This is a genomic window from Acidobacterium capsulatum ATCC 51196 (assembly GCF_000022565.1).
Classification (GTDB): Bacteria; Acidobacteriota; Terriglobia; order Terriglobales; family Acidobacteriaceae; genus Acidobacterium; species Acidobacterium capsulatum.
The window spans coordinates 1,911,521-1,923,079 of record NC_012483.1 but is presented as its reverse complement, the minus strand read 5'-3'; the positions used below and the strand labels follow the sequence as shown (position 1 = coordinate 1,923,079).

At 58.8% G+C, this 11,559-nt stretch carries 7 protein-coding genes; 4 read left to right on the top strand and 3 right to left on the bottom strand.

Annotated elements, in window-relative coordinates; translation table 11 throughout:
* Window positions 1-2: 2 nt before the first annotated feature.
* A complete protein-coding gene (locus tag ACP_RS07700) occupies window positions 3-782 on the top strand; it encodes a DUF3108 domain-containing protein (protein ID WP_238525680.1) in 780 nt (259 codons plus the stop codon).
* An 85-nt stretch (window positions 783-867) separates the two neighbouring features.
* Here the strand turns inward: ACP_RS07700 and ACP_RS18605 are convergent, their stop codons facing one another.
* Window positions 868-2,037: a hypothetical protein gene (locus ACP_RS18605; protein WP_238525679.1), complete on the bottom strand. Its 1,170-nt coding sequence runs from the start codon at window positions 2,035-2,037 to the stop codon at window positions 868-870.
* Between the two features lie 988 nt (window positions 2,038-3,025).
* Between ACP_RS18605 and ACP_RS07680 the strand changes: the two genes are divergently transcribed.
* From ACP_RS07680 to ACP_RS07670, 3 genes are read left to right on the top strand one after another with little or no spacing between them, the layout of a single operon-like run.
* Window positions 3,026-3,763 (top strand): ABC transporter ATP-binding protein, encoded by a 738-nt coding sequence (locus tag ACP_RS07680; RefSeq protein ID WP_015896727.1) that lies wholly within the window; start codon window positions 3,026-3,028, stop codon window positions 3,761-3,763.
* Between the two features lie 3 nt (window positions 3,764-3,766).
* Window positions 3,767-6,130 (top strand): ABC transporter permease, encoded by a 2,364-nt coding sequence (locus ACP_RS07675; protein WP_015896726.1) that lies wholly within the window; start codon window positions 3,767-3,769, stop codon window positions 6,128-6,130.
* Window position 6,131: 1 nt separating this feature from the next.
* Window positions 6,132-7,319, top strand: a complete 1,188-nt coding sequence (locus ACP_RS07670; protein WP_015896725.1) for an efflux RND transporter periplasmic adaptor subunit — start codon at window positions 6,132-6,134, stop codon at window positions 7,317-7,319.
* 1,222 nt (window positions 7,320-8,541) lie between these two features.
* On the opposite strand, the gene ACP_RS07665 is transcribed toward ACP_RS07670, so the two are convergent.
* Window positions 8,542-8,895, bottom strand: coding sequence for a hypothetical protein (locus ACP_RS07665; protein WP_015896723.1), 354 nt, complete (start codon window positions 8,893-8,895; stop codon window positions 8,542-8,544).
* 89 nt (window positions 8,896-8,984) lie between these two features.
* Window positions 8,985-11,504, bottom strand: a complete 2,520-nt coding sequence (locus ACP_RS07660; protein ID WP_052294737.1) for an amylo-alpha-1,6-glucosidase — start codon at window positions 11,502-11,504, stop codon at window positions 8,985-8,987.
* Window positions 11,505-11,559 lie beyond the last annotated feature (55 nt).

The following is an 11,559-nucleotide window of genomic DNA, read 5'->3' as shown; positions in this document are numbered from 1 at the left end:
GATTGATTCGGCGTACTCTTTTGCCTGCCATGGCCACCCTGCTGTTGCTCACGGGCAGCCTGCACGCACAGTCGCCGCAGTCGCTGCCCGCACTCGCGCCGCCCCGCGCCGGCTACAGCTTTCCCGCGCACCAGACGCTTACCTACTCGGTGGACTGGCGCGTCTTCCCGGCCGGCACGGCTGTGTTTCATCTGGAACAGGACGGGAGCTTTGAGCACGTCTCAGTCACAAGCGAGACGCTCGGCGCCGTCAATCTGATCTACAAGGTCATCGATAAATTTCAGTCCACCTTTGACCGCGCGACGGGATGCTCGCTCAACTTTTCAAAGCAGACGCAGGAAGGCCGCCGCAAGGTCAACAGCGTCGAGCAGTTTGACTATGCCAAGGGCGAAGAAGTTTTTCAGGAGAAGAACCTGGTCGCCGGCAATCAGAAGCGCATTGTGTCAAAGATTCCTTCGTGCGTGACGGATGATCTCTCGGCCATCTTTTATCCTTCGTCGCAGGATCTTCAGGTAGGGCACAGCTTCGGCATTCCCCTGGCGGACGCCACGCGCACGGTTGCCGTCACGATGAAGGTGGAAGACCACGAGCAGATCAAGACGCCGCTCGGCAGCTTTGCCACGGTGCGCGTGCAGCCCACGGCCGATGCCGGAGTGGTGAAAAATCGCGGCAACATCTGGATCTGGTACACCGATGACGCGCGGCATATTCCGGTGCAGATGCGGGCGCGGCTCTTCTGGGGCACAATCACTTTTCAACTGACGGCCATGACCGACAAGTAGCGCAGTCTGCTACTGAATGCGGTAACGCTCGCGCATCAGCCGCTGCAGGCGCGGCTTGTAGAGCAGGCGGAAGGCCAGCTCCTTGTCAGGAAACATCGCCAACGCGGCCCGCTCGGACTGCGCGATCATCTCGGCGGCCTCGTCGATGGAGAGATGAGGGCTTTGCCCGATCACGGACATCACCATATCCATCATGAGTTGCAGGCGGCGAAGCTTGCGGCGTTCCTCGCGAAGCTCGGCTGCGGTTTGCGCCAGTTGCGGCGCGGAGGCGGAATCGGATTCCATGCGGCGGCGTTCCTCCTGTGAAAGCATTTTCAGCCATGCGGTCCGGTGTCTCGCGGCGAAGCGTTGTGGCCGTTCTTTGATGGAACGCTGACGCTGGACAGCTCGCACGGATCACGCCTGGAGTGAACATGCTTTGCGGCGATGTTAACTCCACTGCCATGGCTGCGCACGCTGAAAAATGCCCAGCATGGCCCGATGCGTTTTCACGCGGCGCATGGGTATCCGCGAGAGATGACCTGCGCCACGGCATCGGCCGCGCCAGCCGCGCCCGGCGCCGGGCACGCGTGGGGAAAAGCCGCCGGTGCATGGGGCTTTCCTGTATGGCCTTGAGATCAACTTCTGTCGTGGCGCCGGTGGTGGCGTCAGGCGTGACGCCGGGGTCTGCCGGCGGCGCGGGAGGGTGCGTCTGGCAAGAGCGTGCTTCGATCTCGTTCATAAAACAAACCATTGTCTCGGTCATGCGCTCGCACATTGCCTTGAGGTCAAAGCCGTCCTGGCCGTAGCCGGGGGTCTCCCAGGGTTTGATGGCCTGGGCGGCTTTGCGCTCGGCCTCCTTTTGCGGAATGAGGTCGCGACGCAGCAGCGGCAGCAGAGCCTGTGAGAGCGTGGGGGCGCGGCGTTCTTCGGCGCGGCGCTCCTCTTCGGCGGACTCGCGCTCGAGCTCGACCGTGAGTTTGATGAGCGAGACGCTGCCTTCGCAGAGCTTGCCGGCAAAGGCCTTGGCAATCTCTTTTTCGCGCTCGTGCACGGCGGCGAGCAGCGCCTGCGCGAAGCTGCGGCGCGACCAGACGGAGGCGAGAGCTTCGTCTGGCTCGCCGTTTTGGTCGTAGTCGCGCAGCGGATCGTAGGAGGGGTCGAAGACCGCGCCGGGAGCGGGGAAATGCGGCGCAGTGGATGCGGGCCGCGCCGTGTAGGGGCTGTCGTCGTGCGGCTCGCCGGCCATGCGGGCGGGAATTTCTTCGGGGTTCATGCCGTGCTCCTTGCTGCTGCCTGGTGCTGCGATCTGGCGCTGCGACCTGGCTTGCTTCTTGCTGAAAAAGCGAACGGGACGCCGCGTGTGCAGGCGTCCCGTTCGGGGAGGAGAAGTCTCTATTTTTAGAGTAGCAAGTTTGGGGGAAATTACCGGCAGTTGCCAGTTTTCAGTCCCCAGTTTTCAGTTTTCAGTTCTCAGTTCTCAGTCCCCAGTGGTCGGTCCCTCTCCGCGAGGCGTCATTCTGAGGCCTGCTTTTGGCCGAAACGGGGTGGGAAGAATCCCGGCGATGCTTCGGGTGTCGATGCTGCCCGGAGTCTCTCCCATCTGCTCGCGAGCATCGCGGAAGAAGCCCGTGGCTCCATGGGAAACGTGCTGAATCCCACTCGTCACCATGCCCTTGCCGGAAATTCCCCCATCTCTTGCTACTCTGAAATCAGGGCATCCTTTTATTCCCGTGTTTCGCTGCTCGGAATTGCAAATGTGAATCCCCATTCGCATTATTTAACATTTAGAATCAATCACCTGCGGCCATCTTTTAGAAAAATGCGCAAATGTGAGTCTCCATTCACATTTCAAGTGCGCCCTCTTCCGCCCACCAAATCCCGCCCGCGAATGGGAGAAACTTCGGGCAGCATCGGATCCTGAAGCATCGCCGGGATTCTTCCCACCCCGGGAACGAAGACCCGTTCCCCGGGGACGCCGTTTCGGCCAGAAACAGGCCTCAGAATGACGCCGCGGGACTGAAAACCGGGGACTGACAACTGGGGACTAAGAAATCGTGACTGGCGCCTGAAAGGTACCGTCGCCATTGCCGAGCATCACCTCAAGGCTGCCGCTGCTTTGTGTGCTGCAGTCTTCCGTGCCGACAATGAGGTCGTCTTTGCCGTTGCATCCTGGTGATGATCATCACGGAGGATGCTGCTGAAATCGTTCATACCATGAAGGCATGGTGAGACGGGGACCATAAATCACGATTCGAGAGGTTATGGCAACTTCAGCCCACAGCATCGTAGATAGTACGGATGTGGTTTTTCACGTTCATGAGGTGTCGAAAACCTACCAGACCGGCGATGTCACGGTCACCGCTCTGCGCTCGGTCAGCCTCGATCTCTCCGCCGGGGAATTCATCGTCATCCTGGGGCCTTCGGGCAGCGGTAAATCCACTTTGCTGAATATTATGGGCGGGCTCGATACGCCCACCACTGGCGACGTGCGATTCCGCGACCACTGGCTCTCCAAGGCTGGAGACGCGGGCCTCACTCAGTTCCGCCGCGAGCATGTCGGCTTCGTCTTTCAGTTCTACAACCTCATTCCCAGTCTCACCGCGCTTGAGAACGTCGCTCTTGTCACTGAAATCGCCGAGCACGCCATGGCCCCCCGCAAAGCGTTGCGACTGGTGGGCCTCACCGAGCGGCAGAACCATTTCCCCTCACAACTCTCCGGCGGGGAGCAGCAGCGCGTCGCCATCGCGCGCGCCATCGCCAAAACGCCCGATATTCTGCTCTGCGACGAGCCGACAGGCGCGCTCGATTACCCGACCGCAAAACTTATTCTGGAAGTGCTCGCTGACGTGAACCGGGAGTTGCACACGCTCGTCGCTGTGATCACGCACAATACGGCCATTGCAGACATGGCAGACCGCGTCGTCCGTCTGCGCAGTGGAGAAATCACAGAGATCACGCGCAACGCCCGAAAGGCGCGCCCCGACGAACTGGAGTGGTAAGCCATGGCTGTACTCCAACGCAAACTCGTCCGCGACCTTCTCCACATTCGGGGCCAGGCCATCGCCATCATTCTTGTCATCGCGTGCGGTGTCGCGGCCTTTGTCACTATGCGATCCATGTATCGGTCACTGTTACGATCTCAGGCCGACTACTACGCTCGTTATCGCTTTGCCGATGTTTTTGCCGAACTCAAGCGCGCTCCCGAGCGTGCCGCTGACCGTATCCGGGAGGTGCCGGGGGTTGCCCGGGTGCAGCCCCGTGTGGTGATGGATGTTACGTTGAACGTTCCGGGACTCGATGAGCCCGCCGTGGGCCGGCTCATCTCCATGCCCGCCGAAAATAGCGGCGCACTCAACGCGCTCTTTCTTCGCAGGGGTAGATTCATCGAGCCGCACGCTGCCAACGAGGCCGTTGCAAGCGAAGCCTTCGCCTCCGCCAATCATCTGCAACTCGGCAGTACCATTCAGGCCATCATCCAGGGCCGCTGGCAGCGATTGACCGTCGTTGGGATCGCTCTATCCCCGGAATACATTTACGAAATCCGAGGCGGCGCCTCGCTATTTCCCGATAACCGCCGCTTCGGTGTTCTGTGGATGTCGCCGGAAGCCCTGCAGTCCGCGCTCGACATGAAGGGCGCCTTCAACTCGGTCGCCGTATCGCTGCGGCCACACGCCAACGAATTGGAAGTCATCGCCTCCATGGACCGCATTCTCGACCGCTATGGGTGCCTTGGCGCGTACGGGCGAGAAGATCAGATCTCGCATCGCTTCATCTCTGACGAAATATCTCAGAACCGTATCAGCGCGATGATTATTCCGGCCATCTTTCTTCTGGTCGCGGCCGTGCTCGTACATCTGTCCTTCACCCGTGTTGTCAGCATGCAGCGCTCAGAGATCGCCGTCATCAAGGCATTCGGTTTTACCAGCGGCCAGGTGGCCGCGCACTATGTACAGTTCAGTCTTCTGATCGCATCCGCCGGATACCTGCTTGGCTGCGTGGTGGGATGGGTTTTTGGCATTCGTCTCGCAAGGCTTTATGCGGAGTTCTACCGATTTCCCATTCTTATTTACCGGCCTGAAGTCAGCATCTTCTTCTGGGCCGGGCTCATTTGCGCGGGCACAGCCATTGCCGGTGCGCTTGTTCCCGTTCTTTACGCGGCCGCGCTTCCGCCGGCTGAGGCCATGCGCCCCGAGTCTCCGCAGCAATTCCGCCCTACGCTGCTGGACAGGTTCAATCTCCGTGTCCGCTCCGCGGCTTTGCGCATGATGTTACGCAACCTCGAGCGACGCCCGTGGAGAGCCCTGGCCTCTGCCTTCGCCATCTGCACCGCCATTATGATTGTCGTCGTCGAGTTTGGCATGCTCGACTCCCTTGATCGCATCATGGATCTGCAGTTTCGCGATACGCAGCGGGAAGATATCACCGTCACCTTTAACGAAGCGCGCTCGGCCGGCATTCGGCAGGAACTGGCTCACCTGCCTGGCGTTATTGCCTCCGAGCCCTTTCGCGACGTCCCTGTGCGTCTGCGCTTCCAGCATCGATCTCACAAAACCAGCCTGCTTGGACTGTCGCGCGACAGCCGCATGCGGCTCATGATCGACCAGCAGGGGCGTCGTGCGCTCATGCCGCCTGACGGTGTCGTCCTCTCCACTACACTCGCTGAACTCCTCCACGTCGTGCCGGGAGAATCCGTCCAGGTCGAAATCCTCGAAGGACGCCGCCTCGTGCGTAGTCTTCCCGTCGCGGCGCTTGTGGATGAGCCGCTCGGCACCAACGCCTACATCGAGCTACCTGCGCTCAATCGCCTTCTGCAGGAAGGTGGATCCATCTCAGGAGCATTCCTCCAGGTCGACGCGGCAAAGCAGCCGCTGCTCTACCAGAGCCTGAAAACCTTGCCTGCGGTGGCGTCCGTGGCGATCAAGAAAACTACCGTAGACAGCTTCCGGGACACTATCAACCGCAGCATGGCACTGTCGCTTGGCACACTCATTATTTTTGCCGCTATCATTGCCGCCGGCATGATTTACAACGGAGCACGCATCGCACTCTCTGAGCGAGCTCGCGAACTCGCCACGCTCCGCATACTTGGCTTCACGCGGCAGGAGATTACCTCGATCCTGCTGGGCGAGCAGGCCGTGATCACGCTCTTCGCGCTGCCCTTCGGCTTTGCCGCCGGCTACGGTCTGAGCGCGCTTCTGGCAGCCCGCCTTCAGACTGAGCTATATCGAATGCCGCTGGTCGTGCGTCCCACGAGCTACGCCTGGGCGCTTCTCATGGTTCTCTTCTCTGCGGCGCTTTCCGGCAATCTCGTGGGGCGCCGCATCGCGCATCTGGATATGATCTCTGTACTCAAATCGAGGGAATGATATGAAGCGGCGACGGTTAGTTATTTTCCTTGTCATCGTGCTGTTGCTCGGTGCGGGGCTTGCATTCATCTTTCGACCCGCTTCCGTACCCGTGGAAACCTCTGTGATCGCAAAAGGCAGCCTGCAGGAAACGGTCGAAGAAGAAGGCAAAACCCGCATGCACGACCACTTTACGGTCGCCGCCACCGTTGCCGGAAAGCTGCGGAGAATCCATCTTGATGCTGGCGACGCCGTGAAGGAAAACCAAATCATCGCATGGATTGACCCTGCACCCATTGACCCTCGGCAGCAGGCCATACTCCAGGCGCGCCTGGATGCAGCTCGAGCCAGCCAGAAGCAGGCAGAAGCACTCGCCGCCCGTGCCGCTGCCGACCAAGCACAGGCGCAAAAGGATCTCGATCGCGCGCGCCAGCTTTTTCAGCACGGCATCATCTCGCAGGAAGCTCAGGAAAGAGCCGTCACGGTGGACTCTGTTGCCGCGAAACAGGCTCATGCCGCCGACTCCGCGCTCGAGGCCGCAAAATCTCAGGTAGAAGAAGCGAGATCAGCGCTGCTTGAGTATCACAGCGGACCCTCCACGCTGCCCACCCCCATCCGCGCTCCAATTGACGGCCGCGTACTCCGGCTGTTTGAAAAGAGCGAGCGCGTCGTCACACCCGGCATGCCACTGCTGGAAATCGGCTTTACGCCGCGGCTCGAAATTGTCTCAGACTTCCTCACGCGCGACGCTGTGCGCATCCAGCCTGAAATGCACGCCCTCATAACCGATTGGGGCGGCGCCGAGGATATTCCTGCGCGCGTCCGCCTCGTCGAACCTGGAGGATTCACCAAGGTCTCCGCTCTCGGCGTTGAGGAGCAGAGAGTCAACGTGGTTTGCGATCCAATTGGCCCTACCCATGGCCTTGAAGACGCCTATCACGTCAACGTGCAAGTCATTGTCTGGCAGGGTTCTAACGTTCTCAAAGTTCCGGCTAGCGCTATCTTCCGCTTCCAGAAGGAGTGGGCTGTATTTCTCGTCAAAAATGGCAAAGCCCATAGAACTATCGTCCAGATCGGGCACCGCGGCAGTACCTTTTGGGAAGTCACTGCGGGCTTGCGGCTGGGGGATCGTGTGGTTGTGCATCCCGGCGCCGATATTGAAGATGGCGTAAGAGTGAAAGAAAGCAGGGCTGCGCAGGAAGCTCACTGAGTGCCCTCCCACCCGCGAGAACCCAACGGCTGCCAATGAGAGATTTATTCATGAGCCGCTTGTCGAGATTTGATTTCCAGGCAGGGCGCCGGCTGTCTATCTTGATTCTCCAAGAGATGGTCGCTCTGGTGGAACCTTCACTCTAAGCGCGGCTGTTGTTTTAAGTGTGCGCGCACAGATAAAGTGAAAGTTCCTCATCTTTGAGATCAACCACTTAAGAATTCGCGTGATCGAGAAAGTGAAAGTGGAGACCGCGTTTAATGTGAAAGTTTCGTGATCAACGTGCGCTTTAAGATGAAAGTTTTCGCAACGCCCTTACAAGCAATTGATTATTCAGAGTTTGTAATGCGGTGTAAATTGCGTGTTGTTGAGCTGAATTACCACCTAAATCTGTCGAAGCACGTTCCCCTGCGGCTCAGGCTAATATCGCTTTTCTCGTGCCATCCTGGCTTTCTTCATGACGAGCCTGTCCCAATCGAACAGAAACGCTCTTAGCGATAATTCTGCTGACGATTGAGATTTATCACGGTCGATTAGCCCCGCCAGCAAATTAGATCTTGGGCACACGCAAGCCGGAGGATGCGGGCGTCAATCAATCTACTCAATACAAGTATCAGAAAACAGAGAGTGCCAGGACGGATTCATGTGGAGCCAGCATTGAATACTGAGCCAGCTTGTCGGGATTTCTGGGATGTGCAGGAAGCCGTGCCCCTTGCTGCATATCCATTCCGTACCGCTCCAGTCAAGGAAACTATGCGATGCGCGGCTGACGTGGGCGGGATTTGAGAGCAACTGAAGACATACCGGACAACGCCGTCGCGGGTCTCGCCAAGCCCAGCGAAACGCAAACAGGAAGCCGAGGAAGGCAACGACCATTTGAATGTATACCGCTGCCAACGAGCCGAGCGGATTTGCATAGTATGCGAGGGCGATTGACCAGAAACACATGCTCGGCACTATCAGCGCGATCTTGAAGGCGAAGAATAGCCAACGCGTGCGCGCTCCTTAGGGTCGCGGATGTTGGGGAGCGTCTCCAGTGGGTAACCGGGAACCTGCTCGACCGCGGAGCTAACCATCGGATGCCTCGCTTGTTGCTGGGTTTTTCTCGCAGGGAGAAGTGTGCCGTCAGATTCTGTCCTCATGCTGCTTCAATGAAAGTCATGCGAGCGCAGGTTGAGCAGTTGGCCAGAGAGGCTGCGCAGGCGATGAGCTTTCACGTGAATCACACGTCCTGATTTTGCAATGGACCCTCGACGAGCAGAAACTTGCTGCGTGTCACGACGAGCCGCTCGCGCTCAAAGAGATCAATGCGAATCACGCGGTCAGGAAAATACTGCACGCGCCGCAAAATCTGACGCCCAGCGATAGGCTCCACGCTGCCCTGCTCGTGAAAGCTGATCTGGTAATCACTCAGAAGCTGGATCGGGCAAGCCCAGACCTCCAGACACTTATCTGAATAACCGAAGATGGCCGACTCGCGGCCATGCACGGCGACAAATCGCTGCGGCTCGGCGGCGTCTGTTTTCCAGGCAAGAGCCGAGAGGTGCTGACTGCGTTCAGGCGTCTGTTGCGCCAAAAGATTGACTGCCGTCGGCAGCGCCAGAGCCGCGCAAAAAAGCAGAATGAATCAGCGAAGCAGAATGGATACGCGGTGCATGCGCGGCTCTACCAGGAGATCCGAACAGTTTTGTCTACGTATCCTTGCCCGGCAGGAAAGTCCACCGTCAGGGTTCGCACGTCATCGCCCAACCTGGAGCCGGACATCTCTGCGCCGTCAGCGTGCAGGTCAAGTCCCGGAATGTTTTCCCGCAGCGGAATGGACATCTGCTCGCCGGCAGGGGCGGATAGCGTCAAGGTGTAGGAGCGCGCGGTGTGCAGTTCTCCAATCACCTTGAGCTGATGTGTTTCAGAGCCTGGATTCGGAAGATGGCGCGGAACAAACGCCTCGACCGCAGGCAGAGGAATGTGAAGCTGCTGGCCTCCGCTTTGCGCGCCCGGGATGCGCGATGCAAGCTGCGGTGCATCCACGCCTGTAGCCGATTCTGTAACTATGAGCGATCCTTTATCCCGCTTGAAGCGCAGATCGACGGAGCCTTTGCCGAAGGGCAGCCGATCAATCGATGCCTCGGGCCAATTCGCAGGTAAAGAAGGGGAGACATAGAGGCGGCCGTGAGGCTCATCCCACTCCAGGCCAAACATGCCGCGCAGAATCGGAGAAATGACCATCGACGAAGACCAGAGCTGATGAGCAGTGCTTCGCCCCAGCACCTGGTAGAAGCGGCCAGAGAGTAACTCCGTAACATCGCCCGGGTCCTGCGGCCAGGTGAGATCCACATTCTGCATCATCGCGGCATAGCCAGCCAGCGGATGCCCGCTGCGGTATTCCGCGACTGCGGCCCAGCCCGTGAAGAGCGGCCACACCGATCCCTGATGATAACTAATGGGGTCATAGAAGCTGACCTTATCGCTTAGAATGCGGCTGCCCCAGTCGGTGGCAAACTCGCTGGAGGCCCAGCGCGACATCATTGCAGCGGCATGCGGCAGGGCAGAGGCATAGCTCCACCACGCGACCGCCGGAAAGATCGTAGCGGTTTTGTCGACGCTGCCATCCTCGTTGTGACTGAATGCGTAAAACTTGAGCGAAGGCATATAGTACTCGCGCTCGATCGTCGCTCGGATGTGACTGGCGCGAGCCGCGGCTGCTTGTGCGAGCGCGTCATGATGCGTCGCATGAGCCAGATTCGCAAAGGCAGCGCTGGCCTGCTCGTCGAGCAATGCCAGATAGATCTCCTGATGTGGCATCGAAGGCACCCACGACTCGACCCATCCGGTGCCGACGCTGTTGTTGTAAATTCCGTCCCTCGAGTCATGCGAGGTCTCAAACTGCCATGCCTTCTGCAACTGGTTCCACTTTGAAGCAACAAAAGCCTTATCCCCGCTGATCGTGTAGTAGTCATTCATCGCCATTTGCAGCAGCGGGGTGGAGTCAGCCGAGGCATATTCGTAGGGCAGAGACTTCCAGGCGACCAGATCGGCCGTCTGCGACCACTCATGCATAATCTCGCCATTCGCGCGTTGTCGGTGGAGCAGAAAGTCAATCTCCTGACGGGATGTCTGAAAGCCTCCGTAACTATTCACGGCAAAGAGCGTCCAGAGGGCATCGCGGCCAAAAAACCAGCCGAAGCCAGGCCGGGCAGCGTCACCTGATGCCACAAAGCCGGCCGTGAGAGCTTCCTCGTTAAAGTCAGGCGTGGTCTTGACACGCAGTTGATCCATGGCCGTGATGGCCCATGCAAAGGCCTGATTCAATCGCGCATCCGGCGTGTCGATACTCGTGTGCGTCTCAAGCAAATGCGCATAATACACACGGTTGGCGTCCACGAGAGATGAGACCCTCTGATCCAGCGACGCGAGACTTCGGTACAGGGATGCCTTGCTGGACGCCTGCTGGCTTGTGCTGAAAGTGATCAGTAACGGATACACTTTGCCGCGATCCTTTGCCGGATCGTAGTGCAGCACAAATTGCAGCGGCCAGTACTTTGCGCGTTCCTGATACGGCGCAAGAATGCCGGGCTCCGCATCAGGAATCGCAAGGGCCGCGGTGTTCTGAGGGAACGGGAGATGGAGGATGTAGAAACCGGAGTGACCGTTGGTTTTTACCCACTCCGGAGAAGACGCGTCAGGAGAGTTCGCCGGCCACATGCGCTGCATCACAGGATGCAGGCTGAACGTAATATCCATGGGACGAACCGCCTCAAACTGGTAGAGCACAAGCGCTCCATCCTGATTGGGCCCGCGTTTGGGAGCAAGCATAGTCTGGCGGATGGTGAAGTTGGCGTGCGAATACGTAATGGTCGTGGCATAGGGATGCACGTCAATCCATGCGGCATGCTTGTTGACGTCAATCGGCACCGCATAGTTCTTCATGCGCACGGTCATGCGCATATCGCTGAAGATCTTCCAGGGAAAGATCCACGCCTCGTACTTGCCATTCTGCTGGCCGAGCAAAGCGCCCCGCGGCCCGACGACGGAGAAAGGCTTGCCCGGCACCGCCTGCTGAGAGATATTCGGATCGCCTTGAGAAGGCATGGCGGCAGAGGACACAGGCATCAGCGGCTGCATTGTGGTTTGAGCAGAGAGCGGCAGCGTCAGGAGTAAAAGCAGAGCAAGCGCAATTCGATTCATTTGAAATCTTCCATGGTCTAAAAAAGCAGCAGCCAGACTGGCAATATCAACTGCC

Coding starts and splice junctions, on each gene's coding strand:
- ACP_RS18605 (WP_238525679.1), bottom strand. CDS start 2,037: ATGAACCCCGAAGAAATTCCCGCCCGCATGGCCGGCGAGCCGCACGAC.
- ACP_RS07680 (WP_015896727.1), top strand. CDS start 3,026: ATGGCAACTTCAGCCCACAGCATCGTAGATAGTACGGATGTGGTTTTT.
- ACP_RS07675 (WP_015896726.1), top strand. CDS start 3,767: ATGGCTGTACTCCAACGCAAACTCGTCCGCGACCTTCTCCACATTCGG.
- ACP_RS07670 (WP_015896725.1), top strand. CDS start 6,132: ATGAAGCGGCGACGGTTAGTTATTTTCCTTGTCATCGTGCTGTTGCTC.
- ACP_RS07660 (WP_052294737.1), bottom strand. CDS start 11,504: ATGAATCGAATTGCGCTTGCTCTGCTTTTACTCCTGACGCTGCCGCTC.